13 protein-coding genes are annotated in these 15,475 nt (G+C 72.2%); 2 read left to right on the top strand and 11 right to left on the bottom strand.

The window, feature by feature from the left end; translation table 11 throughout:
- Positions 1–93: 93 nt before the first annotated feature.
- The 7 genes from tsaE to glmS form a co-directional block, all read right to left on the bottom strand.
- Positions 94–603 carry a tRNA (adenosine(37)-N6)-threonylcarbamoyltransferase complex ATPase subunit type 1 TsaE gene (gene tsaE / locus CG740_RS28545; RefSeq protein ID WP_100578145.1) on the bottom strand — a complete coding sequence of 170 codons (510 nt, stop codon included), beginning with the start codon at positions 601–603 and terminating at the stop codon, positions 94–96.
- On the bottom strand, positions 572–1,807 hold the full coding sequence (locus CG740_RS28540; RefSeq protein ID WP_100578144.1) for an alpha/beta fold hydrolase: 1,236 nt from the start codon (positions 1,805–1,807) through the stop codon (positions 572–574). Before CG740_RS28540 ends, tsaE begins: the two co-directional genes overlap by 32 nt.
- Before the next feature lie 41 nt (positions 1,808–1,848).
- Positions 1,849–3,006, bottom strand: a complete 1,158-nt coding sequence (gene alr / locus CG740_RS28535) for an alanine racemase (protein WP_100578222.1) — start codon at positions 3,004–3,006, stop codon at positions 1,849–1,851.
- A 100-nt stretch (positions 3,007–3,106) separates the two neighbouring features.
- Positions 3,107–4,060 (bottom strand): L,D-transpeptidase family protein, encoded by a 954-nt coding sequence (locus CG740_RS28530; protein WP_100578143.1) that lies wholly within the window; start codon positions 4,058–4,060, stop codon positions 3,107–3,109.
- Between the two features lie 150 nt (positions 4,061–4,210).
- A complete protein-coding gene (locus CG740_RS28525) occupies positions 4,211–5,644 on the bottom strand; it encodes an NAD(P)H-hydrate dehydratase (RefSeq protein WP_100578142.1) in 1,434 nt (477 codons plus the stop codon).
- Positions 5,645–6,442: 798 nt separating this feature from the next.
- Positions 6,443–6,811 carry a holo-ACP synthase gene (locus tag CG740_RS28515; protein ID WP_100578140.1) on the bottom strand — a complete coding sequence of 123 codons (369 nt, stop codon included), beginning with the start codon at positions 6,809–6,811 and terminating at the stop codon, positions 6,443–6,445.
- A gap of 199 nt (positions 6,812–7,010) precedes the next feature.
- On the bottom strand, positions 7,011–8,858 hold the full coding sequence (gene glmS, locus CG740_RS28510) for a glutamine--fructose-6-phosphate transaminase (isomerizing) (protein WP_100578139.1): 1,848 nt from the start codon (positions 8,856–8,858) through the stop codon (positions 7,011–7,013).
- A 209-nt stretch (positions 8,859–9,067) separates the two neighbouring features.
- On the opposite strand from glmS, the gene coaA reads away from it, so the two are divergent.
- Positions 9,068–10,057, top strand: a complete 990-nt coding sequence (coaA, locus tag CG740_RS28505) for a type I pantothenate kinase (protein WP_100578138.1) — start codon at positions 9,068–9,070, stop codon at positions 10,055–10,057.
- Between the two features lie 46 nt (positions 10,058–10,103).
- Complete coding sequence (locus tag CG740_RS28500; protein WP_100578137.1) at positions 10,104–11,039, top strand: DUF389 domain-containing protein; 936 nt, start codon at positions 10,104–10,106, stop codon at positions 11,037–11,039.
- On the opposite strand, the gene glmM is transcribed toward CG740_RS28500, so the two are convergent.
- The 4 genes from glmM to CG740_RS28480 all read right to left on the bottom strand — a co-directional run bounded on the left by glmM (position 11,036) and on the right by CG740_RS28480 (position 15,420).
- On the bottom strand, positions 11,036–12,394 hold the full coding sequence (gene glmM, locus CG740_RS28495) for a phosphoglucosamine mutase (RefSeq protein ID WP_100578136.1): 1,359 nt from the start codon (positions 12,392–12,394) through the stop codon (positions 11,036–11,038). The genes CG740_RS28500 and glmM overlap by 4 nt on opposite strands.
- 122 nt (positions 12,395–12,516) lie before the next feature.
- Positions 12,517–13,035 (bottom strand): 30S ribosomal protein S9, encoded by a 519-nt coding sequence (rpsI, locus tag CG740_RS28490; RefSeq protein ID WP_100578135.1) that lies wholly within the window; start codon positions 13,033–13,035, stop codon positions 12,517–12,519.
- A 47-nt stretch (positions 13,036–13,082) separates the two neighbouring features.
- The gene (gene rplM / locus CG740_RS28485; RefSeq protein WP_053727625.1) at positions 13,083–13,526 is read right to left on the bottom strand and encodes a 50S ribosomal protein L13; all 444 of its coding nucleotides are present in this window, start codon (positions 13,524–13,526) and stop codon (positions 13,083–13,085) included.
- Between the two features lie 271 nt (positions 13,527–13,797).
- Positions 13,798–15,420, bottom strand: a complete 1,623-nt coding sequence (locus tag CG740_RS28480) for an ABC-F family ATP-binding cassette domain-containing protein (protein WP_199846600.1) — start codon at positions 15,418–15,420, stop codon at positions 13,798–13,800.
- Positions 15,421–15,475 lie beyond the last annotated feature (55 nt).

Below are 15,475 nucleotides of genomic sequence, written 5' to 3'. Positions count from 1 at the left end.
CTCCATGTGACCATGCCTGGTGCGACCAACGCAACATTTTGCCGACGTCTTGTCGGAACGTACGGCTCGCGCAGGCCGCTCCCCTGCCCGGCCTCAGAGCGCCTCGACCCCCGCGCCGCTCCAGCGCGGCCCGATTCCGGTGATCGTCACCGTCCTGCGGTCGTCGTCGGTCTCGCCCACGACGCGGTCGATGAGCACCTGCAAGCGGTCGTCGGACAGGTCCTCGACCTTGCCCTCGCCCCATTCGACGACCACCACGGACTCGGGCAGCGACACGTCGAGGTCGAGGTCCTCCATCTCGTCGAGGCCGCCGCCGAGCCGGTAGGCGTCCACGTGCACCAGCGCCGGGCCGCCGACGAGCGAGGGGTGCACCCGGGCGATGACGAAGGTGGGGGACGTCACGGCGCCGCGCACACCGAGGCCCTCGCCGAGGCCGCGGGTGAGGGTCGTCTTTCCGGCGCCGAGCTCCCCGGTGAGCATCACGAGATCGCCGGGACGGAGCAGTTTGGCGATGCGGCGCCCCAACTCCTGCATTTCGGAAGGTGAGTTGAGGGTGAGGCTGGTGCCGGCGTCAGCGGCCGGGCTGGTGTGCGGTGCTTCCATACGTCCCAACGTTAGCGGCCTGCGGCACCGCGCCGACCCGGGCCAGCAGGTCGGCCAGGCGGTCGGTGACCGTCTCGGGGTGCTCCAGCATCACCAGGTGGCCGCCGTCCGGCACGATGACCAGCTCCGCGTCGGGCAGCAGATCGGCGATGGCCTCGCTGTGCGAGCTGGGCGTGACCAGGTCGCGGTCGCCGGCCAGGACCAGGACCGGGACCTCCGCGAAGATCGCGAGGGCCGCCGTCTTGTCGTGCTCGGAGAAGGCCGGATAGAACTCGGCGACCACGTCGATGGGGGTGCTCTCGATCATCCGCTCGGCGAACCGGGCGACCGCCGGGTCGACGTCCTTCGAGGAGAACGAGTAGCGCTTGATCATCCCTGCGAACAGGTCGGCCGTCGCCCGCCGCCCCCGCTCCACCAGCTCCGCCTGCGAGCCGAGCGCCTTGAGCACGCCCGGAAGGACCCGGCGCACCGCGTTGACGCCGGCCACCGGCAGCCCGTAGTTGACCTCGCCGAGCCTGCCCGACGACGTGCCGACGAAGGCGACGCCGACCACCCGGTCCCGGATCAGCTCGGGGTACTGCTCGGCCAGGGCCATGATCGTCATGCCGCCCATGGAGTGGCCGACCAGGACCAGCGGCCCCTCGGGCGCGGCCGCGTCGATGACGGCCTTCAGGTCCCGGCCCAGCTGGTCGATGTCGACGGGCAGGCCCTCGCGCTGGGCCGTGCCGCGGTCCGAGCGGCCGTGGCTGCGCTGGTCCCAGTGGACCGTGCGCAGCACCCCGCGCAGGGCCGCGCGCTGGAAGTGCCAGGAGTCCTGGTTGAGGCAGTAGCCGTGCGAGAACACCACGGTGACCGGGGCCGGCACCTTGCGCCCGAAGAGCCTGCGCTTGCGCGGGCCGTTGGCGCCCGCCTCGGGCTCGACCTCGTCGGTCTCGTAGTACAGGACGGTCCCGTCGTCGGCGGCCGCCTTGCCCGGCATGCCCCGCAGCGCGCCGTACGGTCCGGACGCGTCCAGGGCCAGGCGGGCCTTCCGGCGCATGCCGCGCCCGACGGTGAGCCGCTCTATGGCGACGCCCGCCGCCGCGCCCGCCGCGACCACGCCTATCGCGGCGCCCGCGATGGAGGCCAGGCGCCAGTTGCCGACCGCCGACTGGGCGTCCCGCACCGCGGATACGACGGCGTCCCCCGTGCTGGTCTCGCTCACCGTGCCGCTCCGCTCTTATTCGTCGTCGCCGGAACACTCATTCACGTCTGCGGGCCCGCGGCCTCGGCCCGCTCGTTCACATAGACGCGCGGTACCCGCGAACCGATGCGTGTCACGATCTCGTACGCGATCGTGTCGGCCGCCCGCGCCCAGTCCTCGGCCGTCGGCTCCCCGTCGTCGCCCGGACCGAACAGCACGGCCCGCGCGCCCGGCTCGACCGTGTCCCCCTCAAGGTCGACCACGAACTGATCCATCGCAATGCGGCCCGCCGCGGTACGCACTTTCCCGCCCACCAGAACCGGACCGCGCCCCGAGGCGTGCCGCGGGATGCCGTCGGCGTAGCCGAGCGGGACCAGGGCGAGGGTGGTCTCGTCCCGTGTGACGTAGTGATGCCCGTAACTGACGCCGTGACCCGCCGGGACCTGCTTGCTGAGCGCGACCGAGGCGGACAGCGTCATGACCGGCCGCAGCCCCAACTGGCGCGAGGTGCCGAGCTCGGGTGACGGGGAGACGCCGTACATGGCGATGCCGGTGCGTACGAGGTCGTAGTGGGACTCGGGGAGGGTGAGCGTGGCCGGGGAGTTGGCGATGTGCCGCACCTCGGGGGCGACGCCCGCCTTCTCGGCGTACGCGGTCATCTCCTGGAACACCGAGAGCTGGGCCGTGATCGAGGGGTGGCCGGGTTCGTCGGCGCAGGCCAGGTGCGACCACAGGCCGGTGACCCGCACCTCGGGGGCGGCGAGTGCCTCGTGCACCAGCTCCGGCCAGTCGGCGGGCTGGCAGCCGTTGCGGCCGAGGCCGGTGTCGGCCTTGAGCTGGATCCTGGCCGTACGTCCCGCCGCGCGGGCCGCGTGGGCCACCTCCCGCAGGGCCCACATGCCGCTCACCGAGACATCGATGTCCGCCTCGATCGCCTCGCGCCAGGGGCCGCCCGGCGTCCACAGCCAGCACAGCATCGGCGCCTCGATGCCGGCCGCACGCAGGGCGAGCGCCTCGTGCGGGGTGGCGGTGCCGATCCAGGCGGCGCCCGCCTCCAGGGCCGCCCTGGCACACGGCACGGCACCGTGCCCGTACGCGTCCGCCTTCACCACGGCCATGAGCCGCGCGCCGGACGAACGGGCGCGCAGCGTCCGCACGTTGGCGCGCAGCGCGCCGAGGTCGATCTCGGCGCGGACGCGTCCGGCGGGGTTCTGAGTCATCGCGGTCATCGCCCCAAGTCTCTCAGAGCGCACGGACCGCCGGATTGTGCCGCGGGCCACACCCCGTGTCAGGTGCCGTCACCGGTGCCGTCCCCCGGCGTCAGGTGCCGTCGCGGTGGCCCCACACGTAGACGAGGTCCTTGTTGCGCAGTACGTCCCAGAGCCTGCGCGCGTCGGTCAGGCTGAGGTTGACGCAGCCCTGGCTGCCGACCGAGGTGTACACGCTGTGGTAGATCGCGTGGAAGGCCTGGCCGCCGTCGAAGAACTGGGCGTAGGGCATGGCCTGGTGGTAGATCGACGACACGTGGTTCTTGTGCCGCCAGTAGATCTTGTGCCAGCCGCCCCGGGTGGGCAGCGAGGCCCGCCCGCTGCGGATCGGCACCGGGCCGAACGTCACCTTGCTGCCGGTCTGCACCCACATCAGCTGGCGCGTCAGATCGACGCACGCCACCCGCTGCTTCCTGACCGGGCACTTGTGGGCGGCGTTGGGGTTCTTGCGGGCGGACAGGAACTGCATCCGCGACCAGGTGACCGGGCCCGCGAAGCCGATGGTGGGCGAAATCCCCTGCTGCTGCTGGAACTTGCGGATCGCCGCGCAGTCGGCGGCGGACTGCCGGCCGTCCACCTTGAGCCGCAGCCAGCGCTCGACCTGCCGCTGGTAGGGCCCGGTCTTGGTGGTGCAGCTGCCGGGCTTGGCGGTGACCTCGCTCTGCGGCACGTACTCGATGAGCCGGTACGCGTCCTCCGGTGCCGCGGCCGGCTCGGCCCGGTCCTCGGTGGCCCCGGGCTCGTACACGAGCGGCGGCAGCACCTGGTCCGGGGTGTCGAGCGGCGTTTCGGGTGCCGCCGACGCCACCCCGGGCACCAGCGTCTCGGCGGCGGAGCCGCCATCCGGTGCGGGTGGGGCGGGCGGCGCGGGGGCGGCGGGCCGGGGCGGCGGGGGTGGTGCGTCGCCACTGCCGGGCGCGGCCGCGCCGAGCGCGAGCGCGGCCGCGAGCACCAGCCCGCAAGCTCCCCATCTCTGGCGTTTATTACGCTTTTGTCCTTGGCTCATGCCCCCAGCGAACCCCGGACCCGGGGCAAGTCACGGAAGCCGCGCGGCGCATGTCACCCAGGATGGGGGTCCCCCCTGCTCATGAAGAGCTCGGGGGAGGGCGGGGCGGGCCCGGGGCCCTGCTCGGCGTCGGCTCCCGAGCGGCCCGCCCTACCGCTCGGCCGAGGCGCCCGCGATGTCGCGCCAGGCGTCCGGGAGCGCCTCGGCCACCGCGTACGCCGAGGTCGGGGCGCCCTGGGCGGCGTGCCGGCCGGCCAGGCCGTGCAGGTAGGCGGCCGCCGACGCCGCGTCCCGTGCGGGCAGTCCTGTCGCGAGCAGCGAGCCGGCCAGGCCGGACAGGACGTCGCCGCTGCCCGCCGTGGCCAGCCACGGGGTGCCGGTCGAGTTGACCCGGACCGGTCCCTCTGCATCCGCGATCAGGGTGGTCGAGCCCTTCAGGAGCACCGTCGCCCCGAACCGCGCGGCCAGTTCGCGCACCGAGGCGAGCCGCTCGGCCTCGACCCGCTCGCGCGGGACCCCGAGCAGGGCCGCGGCCTCGCCCGCGTGCGGGGTGAGCAGCGTGGCGGCCGGGCGGGCCCGTACGGCGTCGGCGTCCAGGCCGCGCAGGCCGTCCGCGTCCACCAGGACCGGCACGTCGGAGGCGAGCACCTCGGCCACGCCCGGCCCTTCACCGAGGCCCGGGCCGACCACCCACGCCTGGACGCGGCCGGCCTGGTCGGGCGAGCCGTCCGACACGAGGGTCTCGGGGAAGCGGGCGATCACGGCGTCCCCGCCGGGGCCCACGTACCGCACGGCCCCGGCGCCGCCGCGCAACGCGCCCGCGACCGCGAGGACGGCCGCGCCCGGGTACCGGCCGGAGCCCGCGACGACCCCGACGACACCCCTCCGGTACTTGTCGCTCTCGGCGGCCGGGACGGGCAACAGGTCGGCCACATCGGCGTGTTGGAGCGCCTCGACGGCCGGCACGGAGGGCAGGCCGAGGCCGATCGGGACCAGGTGCACCACGCCCGCGTACTCCCGCGCGGGATCGATGAGCAGACCCGGCTTGTACGCGCCGAACGTGACGGTGACGTCCGCGCGCAGCGCCTCGCCCGCGGCCTCGCCGGTGTCCGCGTCCACGCCGCTCGGCAGGTCGACGGCGACGACCAGCGCGTTCGAGCCCCGGGCCGCTCGGGCCAGCGGTACGGCGTCGGGGCGCAGGCCTCCGCGACCACCGATGCCGGTGATGCCGTCCAGTACGAGATCGGCGACGGCCAGCACCTCGAAGGGGTCGTCGGCGACGCGGCCGCCGGCGCGGGTGAACGCGGCGAGGCCCTCCGGGTGGGAGCGGTCGGGGGCGAGCAGCACCGCGCTGACGCCTGCGCCCCTGCGGGCCAGGCGGGCGCCGGCGTACAGCGCGTCGCCGCCGTTGTCGCCGCTGCCCACCAGCAGGACGACTCGGGCGCCGTACGTGCGGCCCAGCAGCCCGGCGCAGGTGGCCGCGAGTCCGGCTGCGGCGCGCTGCATCAGGGTGCCCGGGGGGAGCTTGGCCATGAGCTCGCGCTCGGCGGTGCGGACGGTGGTGACGTCGTGCCCAGTACGCATGCGCCCACTCTCCCCCGAGACCCCCACCCCGGGCCACCGGGGCCTCCCCCTGGGGGGGGGTTGCCCACCCACCCGCCCGTGCAGCGGGTCGAAGGGTCCGGCCCCTGGGGCTCCGCCCCAGACCCCTGCGGGGGCTCCGCCCCCTGCACCCCCGTTCGCGCCTGAACGGCGCTCGTCCTCAATCGCCGGACGGGCTGGGTATGCCTGTACGGGCCAGCACCGAGCCATTCGGGGCCACCTACAGGGGCGCGAGGAACTGCGCGAGAAACGACCACGGCCTGCGCACGCAGACGGGGTTAGGGGCGCGAGGAACGGCGCGACCAGCCACCCACGGTCCGCAGACCGGAACGGGGTTAGGGGCGCGGGGAACTGCGCGAGGAGCGACCACGGTCCGCAGACCGGAACGAGGTTAGGGGCGCGGGGAACTGCGCGAGGAGCGACCACGGTCCGCAGACCGGAACGAGGTTAGGGGCGCGGGGAACTGCGCGAGGAGCGACCGCGGTCCGCAGACCGGAACGGGGTTAGGGGCGCGGGGAACTGCGCGACCAGCCACGCACGGTCCGCAGCCGAACCGGGGCCCCGGGGCGCAGCCCCCGGAGACCCGCCCACCCCCACCCCCCCCCGGAGGCCACGCGGCGGAGCCGCAAATGTCACAGCGGGAAGGGACGGGGAGGAGCCAAACCCCGGGGCCCGGGGCGAAAGCCCCAGCGCAGCCTCGGCGCAGCCCCGGCACACCCCTGGGGCGGAGCCCAGGCGCGCCCGGCCCCGCCGAGCGGTCCCGGCGGCAGCCGGGAGGGGTCAGCCCTCCGCGATCACCACCGCAGACGCCACCCCCGCATCATGGCTGAGCGAAACATGCCACTGCCGAACCCCCAGCTCAGCCGCCCGCGCCGCGACAGAGCCCCGGACGCGGAGCCGGGGCTGCCCGCTCCCCTCCACGTACACCTCCGCATCCGTCCACAACAGCCCTCCCGGCGCCCCCAGCGCCTTCGCGAGCGCCTCCTTCGCGGCGAAGCGGGCGGCGAGCGAGGCGTCGCCGCGGCGCTCACCGCTGGGGAGCAGCAACTCGCCTTCCACGAACAGCCGTTGGAGCATCCCGGGAGTCCGCGCGATGGACGCCGCGAACCGTTCGATCTCGGCCACGTCGATGCCGACCCCGATGATCAATTGACCCCTCCCTCAGTCACGCACCCACACCCTCAATCACGCACTCACACCCTCGGTCAGGCACGCACGCCCTCGGTCACGCACCCACACCCGCGGTCAGGCACGCACACCCGCGGTCAGGCACGCACGCCCTCGGTCGGGCACCCACGCCCTCGGTCGGGCACACACGCCCTCGGTCGGGCACGCACACCTCACGCACTCACTCCACCGTCACGGACTTGGCCAGGTTCCGCGGCTGGTCGACCTCGTTGCCCCGGGCCGTCGCCAGCTCGCACGCGAAGACCTGGAGCGGCACCGTGGCGACCAGCGGCTGGAGCAGCGTGGGCGTGGCCGGGATGCGGACGAGGTGGTCGGCGTACGGCACCACCGTCTCGTCGCCCTCCTCCGCGATCACGATCGTGCGCGCTCCCCGGGCCCGGATCTCCTGGATGTTGGACACGATCTTGTCGTGCAGCACGGACCGCCCGCGCGGCGACGGAACCACGACCACCACCGGCAGGTCCTGCTCGATCAGGGCGATCGGCCCGTGCTTCAGCTCGCCCGCCGCGAACCCCTCGGCGTGCATGTACGCCAGCTCCTTGAGCTTGAGCGCACCTTCGAGGGCGACGGGGTAGCCGACGTGCCGGCCGAGGAAGAGCACCGTGTTCTTGTCGGCGAGCGAGCGCGCCAACTCCCGTACCGGCTCCATGGTTTCGAGGACCCGGTCGACCTCGCGGGAGATCTCGGCGAGGTCGTGCACGACGGCCCGGATCTCGTCGCCCCACTTGGTACCGCGCACCTGGCCGAGGTACAGCGCGACGAGGTAGCAGGCCACCAGCTGGGTCAGGAACGCCTTCGTCGAGGCGACGGCGACCTCGGGGCCCGCGTGCGTGTAGAGGACCGCGTCCGACTCGCGCGGGATCGTCGAGCCGTTGGTGTTGCAGATCGCGAGCACCTTCGCACCCTGCTCGCGGGCGTGCCGCAGCGCCATCAGGGTGTCCATGGTCTCGCCGGACTGCGAGATGGCGATGACGAGGGTGCGCTGGTCGAGGATCGGGTCCCGGTAGCGGAACTCGCTGGCCAGCTCGGTCTCGCAGGGAATCCGCGTCCAGTGCTCGATCGCCAGCTTCGCGATCATGCCCGCGTGGTAGGCCGTACCGCAGGCCACGACGACGACCTTGTCGATCTCGCGCAGCACCTTGTGCGGGATGCGCAGCTCGTCCAGGGTCAGCGAGCCGGCCCCGTCGATCCGGCCGAGCAGCGTGTCCGCGACGGCCTTGGGCTGCTCGGCGATCTCCTTGAGCATGAAGTAGTCGTAGCCGCCCTTCTCGGCGGCCGAGGCGTCCCAGTCGACGTGGTACGCCCGGGTCTCGGCCGGCGCCCCGTCGAAGTCGGTGACGGTGACCCCGTCCCGGCGCAGCTCGACGACCTGGTCCTGGCCGAGCTCGATCGCGGAGCGGGTGTGCGCGATGAACGCGGCGACGTCGGAGGCGAGGAAGGACTCCCCCTCGCCGACGCCCACCACGAGCGGCGAGTTGCGCCGCGCGCCCACCACGACGTCCGGCTCGTCGGCGTGCACGGCCACCAGCGTGAACGCGCCCTCCAGGCGCCGGCACACCTGGCGCATGGCCTCCGCCAGGTCCTCGGCGGAGGAGTAGCACTCGGCCAGGAGGTGCGAGACGACTTCGGTGTCCGTCTCCGAGGCCAGCTCGTGGCCGCGCTCGGCCAGCTCGGCGCGGAGCGCGGCGAAGTTCTCGATGATCCCGTTGTGCACGACCGCGACCCGCCCCGCGTTGTCCAGGTGCGGGTGCGCGTTCTCATCGGTCGGCCCGCCGTGCGTGGCCCACCGGGTGTGCCCGATGCCGGTGGCCCCGGCGGGCAGCGGCGCCTCCACCAGCGCCTTCTCCAGGTTGACCAGCTTGCCGGCCTTCTTCGCCGCGGCGATCCCGCCGTCCGCGAGGACCGCGACGCCCGCCGAGTCGTATCCGCGGTACTCAAGCCGCTTCAGTCCGGCGACCACGACGTCGAGCGCCGACTGTCCGCCCACATAACCCACGATTCCGCACATGGCGGCAGCCTACGACCGAGAGGCCCCTTTCCCGAGCGACCCGGCGCCCCCGCGTCCCGCGTCCCCGCATCCCGCCTAGCGACGGCCCCCTCGTCCGCGCGACCCCGCGCCCCGGTCCGCCCCCTGCACGCCGTAGGCCATTTCATGCCGTGCGGCCACGTGACCCACCCCACCCCCCACGCAGGTCATACAGCCGCAACAATGGAGTCGTGATCACTTCGCCGCCACGGAGCGCCCACCGCAAGCCGGAGGCGACTCCCTATGTGGACCTGACGCGCGCCGAGTGGAGCGCCCTGCGCGACAAGACTCCGCTGCCGCTGACCGCCGAGGAGGTCGAGCGGCTGCGCGGGCTCGGGGATGTCATCGACCTCGACGAGGTGCGCGACATCTACCTGCCGCTGTCCCGGCTGCTCAACCTGTACGTGGAGGCCACCGCCAATCTGCGCGGCACCCTCAACACGTTCCTGGGCGACGCGGGCAACGGGCACGGCACCCAGCGCGGCACCCCCTTCGTCATAGGGGTCGCGGGGTCGGTGGCGGTCGGCAAGTCGACGGTGGCCCGACTGCTCCAGGCGCTGCTCGCCCGCTGGCCCGAGCACCCCCGGGTCGAGCTGGTCACCACCGACGGCTTCCTCTACCCGATGGCCGAGCTGGAGCGCCGCGGCCTGATGTCGCGCAAGGGCTTCCCCGAGTCGTACGACCGCCGGGCCCTGACCCGGTTCGTCGCGGACATCAAGGCGGGCAAGGACGAGGTCACCGCGCCCGTCTACTCGCACCTCATCTACGACATCGTGCCGGACGAGCAGCTCGTGGTGCGCCGCCCGGACATCCTCATCGTGGAGGGCCTCAACGTCCTCCAGCCGGCCCTGCCCGGCCAGGACGGCCGCACCCGGGTCGGTCTCGCCGACTACTTCGACTTCAGCGTGTACGTGGACGCGCGCACCGAGGACATCGAGACCTGGTACCTCAACCGGTTCCGCAAACTGCGCGAGACCGCCTTCCAGAACCCGTTCTCGTACTTCCGCAAGTACACCCAGGTCTCCGAGGAGGAGGCCCTGGACTACGCCCGTACGACCTGGCGGACCATCAACCGGCCCAATCTGGTGGAGAATGTGGCACCCACCCGCGGCCGGGCCACCCTCGTCGTGCGCAAGGGGCCGGACCACAAGATCCAGAAGATCTCCCTGCGCAAACTGTGACCACGGGCCGCGGGCCGCGGCCACGAGCCCGACCCGGCGAGGAAACGTGCTGCACCTGCGACTGACCGTGCCCGCCGACCGCACCGATGACGTCGTACGCGTCGTCGAGTCGACGGTCGGCACCACCCATCTGGCGGTCCTGACCGGCGCGGCCCGTGACCCCGTGGGCGACCTGGTGCTGTGCGATGTGGCCCGCGAGGCCGGGGACGGGCTGATCGCCGAGCTGCGGGCGATCGGACTCGACCGGGACGGCGCGATCGCCGTCGACCAGATCGGCCTCTCGATCTCGCGGCGCGCCGACGAGGCCGAGGCGGAGGCACCCGGCGAGGGCGCGGACGCGGTGCTGTGGGAGTCGCTGACGGACGCGACGCACGAGGAGTCGACCCTGTCGGTCACCTACGTCGCGTTCCTGGCCGTCGCCACCATGCTGGCCGCCTGCGGCGTGATGCTCGACAACGCGATCCTGATCGTGGGCGCGATGGCGGTCGGCCCGGAGTTCGGGCCGCTGGCCGGGATCTCCACGGCGCTGGTGCGGCGCGCGCCCCGGCTGGTGTGGCGCTCGCTCGTCGCCCTGCTCGTCGGCTTCGCGGCGGCCATGGTGATGACCGCGGGATTCGGCTGGCTGATGGAGCAACTCGGGCTGTTTTCCAAGGAGTTGCTGGAGGCTCCGCGCCCCAACACGGCCTTCATCTGGAAGCCGGACTGGATGTCGTTCGTGGTCGCCTTCCTGGCCGGCATCGCGGGGACGCTCTCGCTGACCTCGGCCAAGTCGGGCGCGCTGATCGGCGTCGCGATCTCGGTGACGACGGTTCCCGCGGCGGCCAACGCAGCGATGGCCTTCAGCTACGCCGAGTACAGCCAGACCTGGGGTTCGACCTGGCAGCTGCTCGCCAACCTGGGCGGCATCGTGCTGGCCGGCACGCTCACGCTGCTCGCCCAGAAACTCTTCTGGGCGAGGCAGCGGGGGCGTCGACTCGCTTAACCCAGCGCCGACTTGACGACGTCGGCCAGACGGCCGGCCACCGAGCGGGCCTGCTCGATGTCGGCGGCCTCGACCATCACGCGGACCAGCGGCTCGGTGCCCGAGGGGCGCAGCAGCACCCGCCCGGTGGCACCCAGCTCGCGCTCGGCCTCGGCGACGGCCGTGCCCAGCTCGGCGGAGGTGGCGACGCGGGACTTGTCGACGTCGGGGACGTTGACCAGGACCTGCGGCAGGCGCGTCATGACCCCGGCGAGATCGGCGAGCGTGCGGCCGGTCGCGGCGACGCGGGCGGCCAGCATCAGACCGGTCAGCGTGCCGTCACCCGTGGTCGCGTGGTCCAGGATGATCACGTGGCCGGACTGCTCGCCGCCCAGCGCGTAGCCGTGCTCCTTCATCGACTCCAGGACGTAACGGTCGCCGACCCCGGTCTGGACGAGCTCGATGCCCTCGCCCTCCATGGCGATCTTGAAGCCCAGGTTCGACATCACGGTGCCGACGACGGTGTTGCGGCGCAGCGTGCCCGCCTCGCGCATGGCGAGCGCGAGCACCGCGAGGATCTGGTCGCCGTCGACCTCGTTGCCCGAGCCGTCCACGGCCAGGCAGCGGTCGGCGTCACCGTCGTGCGCGATGCCGAGGTCGGCGCCGTGCTCCACGACGGCCGCCTTCAGGAGGTCGAGGTGGGTGGAGCCGCAGCCGTCGTTGATGTTGAGCCCGTCGGGCTCCGCACCGATGGTGACGACCTCGGCACCGGCCCGCGCGAACGCCTCCGGCGAGACCCGGGCGGCCGCGCCGTGCGCCTCGTCCAGGACCACCTTCAGACCGTCGAGACGGTTGGGCAGCACCCCGATGAGGTGGGCGACGTACCGGTCGAAGCCCTCGCCGTACGAGCGGACCCGGCCCACACCGGCGCCGGTCGGACGCTCCCACGGCTCGCCCGTGCGGTGCTGCTCGTAGATCGCCTCGATGCGGTCCTCCAGCTCGTCGGCGAGCTTGTGGCCGCCGCGCGCGAAGAACTTGACACCGTTGTCCGGCATGGCGTTGTGGCTGGCCGAGAGCATCACACCGAGGTCGGCGCCCAGCACACCGGTGAGGTACGCCACCGCGGGGGTGGGCAGCACACCGACCCGCAGGACGTCCACGCCCGCGCTCGCGAGGCCCGCGACGACCGCGGCTTCGAGGAACTCTCCCGACGCGCGGGGGTCACGCCCGACCACGGCGGTCGGCCGATGCCCCTCGAAGGTCCCCGCTTCGGCGAGCACATGTGCCGCCGCGACCGACAGACCGAGCGCGAGCTCCGCCGTCAGATCCGAGTTGGCGACACCGCGCACGCCGTCCGTGCCGAAGAGTCGTCCCACGTCTGTCCTCCGAAAACCTGAAAATGCGGGGTAGATAACTGCGGGGGTGGAGATAGACGAACGCCCCGGCAGCACGGAAGGTGCTGCCGGGGCGAACGAGAGCCGTAGTGGCAGGCGCGGATTTAGCGCTTGCTGTACTGCGGAGCCTTGCGGGCCTTCTTGAGACCGGCCTTCTTGCGCTCGACCGCACGGTCGTCGCGGGAGAGGAAGCCGGCCTTCTTGAGGGCGGCGCGGTTGTTGTCCACGTCGGCCTCGTTCAGCGCACGGGCCACGCCGAGGCGCAGGGCGCCGGCCTGGCCGGACACGCCGCCACCCGAGATGCGGGCGATGACGTCGTAGCGGTTGTCGAGTTCGAGCACCTTGAAGGGCTCGTTGACTTCCTGCTGGTGGACCTTGTTCGGGAAGTAGTCCTCAAGGGTACGCCCGTTGATCTTCCACTTGCCGGTGCCCGGAACGATCCGGACACGGGCGATGGCGTTCTTGCGACGGCCCAGGCCGGCGGCCGGCTGCGGGTCGCCGAAGCGGGACGCCATCGACTCGGTGGTGTACTCGCCCTCGACGGGGACCTCGGACTCGAAGGTGGTGACCTCCGCGTAGGTCTCTTCGCCCTCGATGGGGGTCTCGACAGTGGTCTCGGCCACGATGCTCCTCAGATTCTTTTCTGTCTTAGGGGGTGTGGTGGCCGGAACTACTGCGCGACCTGGGTGATCTCGAACGGCACCGGCTGCTGGGCAGCGTGGGGGTGCTGGTCGCCCGAGTAGACCTTCAGCTTCGAGAGCATCTGACGGCCCAGGGTGTTCTTGGGGATCATGCCCTTGATGGCCTTCTCGACGGCCTTCTCCGGGTTGTTCGCCAGGAGGTCGTCGTAGCGCACCGAGCGGAGACCGCCCGGGTAGCCGGAGTGGCGGTACGCCATCTTCTGGGTCTTCTTGTTGCCGGACAGGTGAACCTTGTCGGCGTTGATGATGATGACGAAGTCACCCATGTCCATGTGGGGCGCATACACAGGCTTGTGCTTGCCCCGGAGGAGGTTCGCGGCGGTGGTCGCCAGACGACCCAGGACGACGTCCCGAGCGTCAATGACGTGCCACTGGCGAGTGATGTCGCCGGGCTTGGGGCTGTACGTACGCACTTCGTAGCCTTCGCTTCTTAGTGGATGGGGAGCAGACACATTGCACCCTGAAGCGATCATGCAGCTGGGACTCACAGTGCCGGGACGATGCCCGTATGCGAGCCACTGGTAACTGCTCCAGAGAACTTGCGCAACGGCTGTCGCGTGAGAACGACCAAGCCAATACGCATAACAAACCAGAAGGATACCCGGGCGCCCCCAGGCGGGTCAAAACCGCCCCGGGACCACCTGCCCCGGGGCGGCCCTCCGGCCTCTGGCCTGCACAAACGCCTTAGCGCGCCCGCTCCACCCGGCGCTCGTCCCACACCGGCTCCGGCGTCTCGCGCACCACGCCGTCCGAGCCGAAGACCAGATAGCGGTCGAAGGACTTCGAGAACCAGCGGTCGTGGGTGACCGCGAGCACCGTCCCGTCGTACGACTCCAGACCGTCCTGGAGCGCCTCCGCCGACTCCAGGTCCAGGTTGTCGGTCGGCTCGTCCAGCAGCAGCGCGGTGGTGCCGGCCAGCTCCAGGAGCAGGATCTGGAAGCGGGCCTGCTGGCCGCCCGAGAGCTTCTCGAACGGCTGGTCCCCCTGCCGCTCCAGCTCATAGCGCCGCAGTACCGACATCGCGGCCCCGCGGTCCTTGGCGTGCTCGCTCCACAGGATGTCGACGAGGGTGCGCCCGAGCAGCTCGGGGTGGGCGTGGGTCTGTGCGAAGTGCCCGGGCACGACCCGCGCGCCCAGCTTCCAGTTCCCGGTGTGCGCCACCGACGGATCCCCCGCGAGCAGCCGCAGGAAGTGCGACTTGCCGGAGCCGTTGGAGCCGAGGACCGCGACCCGCTCGCCGTAGAAGACTTCGAGCGAGAACGGCTTCATCAGACCGGTCAGCTCAAGGTTCTCGCAGGTCAGCGCGCGCACACCGGTGCGGCCGCCGCGCAGCCGCATGGTGATCTCCTGCTCGCGCGGCGGCTCCGGCGGCGGGCCCGCGTCCTCGAACCGCTTGAAGCGCGTCTGCATCGCGTGGTAGCGGGACGCCATGTCGGGGCTGATCGCCGCCTGGTTGCGCAGCCGGAGGACCAGCGCCTTCAGGCGGGCGTGCTCCTCGTCCCAGCGCCGCTTGAGCTCCTCGAAGCGCGCGAACCGCTCGCGGCGGGCCTCGTGGTACGTGCCGAACCCGGCGCCGTGCACCCACACGTCCGTCCCCGCGGGGCTCGGCTCCAGGCTCACGATCCGCTCGGCGGCCCGCGACAGCAGCTCCCGGTCGTGCGAGACGAACAGGACCGTCTTACGGGTCTCGCGCAGCCGCTCCTCCAGCCAGCGCTTGCCCGGCACGTCCAGATAGTTGTCCGGCTCGTCCAGGAGCAGCACCTCGTCCGGCCCGCGCAGCAGCGCTTCGAGCACCAGACGCTTCTGCTCGCCGCCGCTGAGCGTGCGCACCTCGCGGAACTGCGCCTTGTCGTACGGCATCCCGAGCGCGGCCATCGTGCACATGTCCCAGACCGTCTCGGCCTCGTACCCGCGCGCCTCGGCCCAGTCGCTGAGCGCCTGCGCGTACTTCATCTGCGCGGCCTCGTCGTCGACCGTCATGATCAGGTGCTCGGCCGCGTCGACCTCCGCGGCGGCCTGCTTGATCCGGGGTTGCGCCACGGAGACCAGCAGGTCACGCACGGTCCGCTCGTCGCGCACCGAACCGACGAACTGCGGCATCACCCCGAGCCCGCCGCTCACCGACACCGAGCCGCCGTGCGGCTGGAGCTCGCCGGAGATCATGCGGAGCAGCGTCGTCTTGCCGGCCCCGTTGGCGCCCACCAGGGCCACCACCGAGCCCTCCGCCACCCGGAACGAAGCGTCGCCGAGCAGCACCCGCCCGTCCGGCAGGTAGTACTCCAGGTGTGCAGCCTCTAGATGTCCCATGCTGCGGATTGTCGCCCAGCGACTACCCCCCTGAACAATCGAATTAGGATGCGCG

Source organism: Streptomyces sp. CB01201 (genome assembly GCF_002803085.1).
Classification (GTDB): Bacteria; Actinomycetota; Actinomycetes; order Streptomycetales; family Streptomycetaceae; genus Streptomyces; species Streptomyces hundungensis.
Note: the sequence above shows the minus strand (reverse complement) of the source record. Positions and strands in the feature narration are given on the sequence as shown.

Excerpts from the sequence above, each read along its gene's own strand:
- tsaE (WP_100578145.1), bottom strand. The coding sequence starts at position 603 with ATGGAAGCACCGCACACCAGCCCGGCCGCTGACGCCGGCACCAGCCTC.
- CG740_RS28530 (WP_100578143.1), bottom strand. The coding sequence starts at position 4,060 with ATGAGCCAAGGACAAAAGCGTAATAAACGCCAGAGATGGGGAGCTTGC.
- CG740_RS28525 (WP_100578142.1), bottom strand. The coding sequence starts at position 5,644 with ATGCGTACTGGGCACGACGTCACCACCGTCCGCACCGCCGAGCGCGAG.
- glmS (WP_100578139.1), bottom strand. The coding sequence starts at position 8,858 with ATGTGCGGAATCGTGGGTTATGTGGGCGGACAGTCGGCGCTCGACGTC.
- alr (WP_100578222.1), bottom strand. The coding sequence starts at position 3,006 with ATGACTCAGAACCCCGCCGGACGCGTCCGCGCCGAGATCGACCTCGGC.
- CG740_RS28480 (WP_199846600.1), bottom strand. The coding sequence starts at position 15,420 with ATGGGACATCTAGAGGCTGCACACCTGGAGTACTACCTGCCGGACGGG.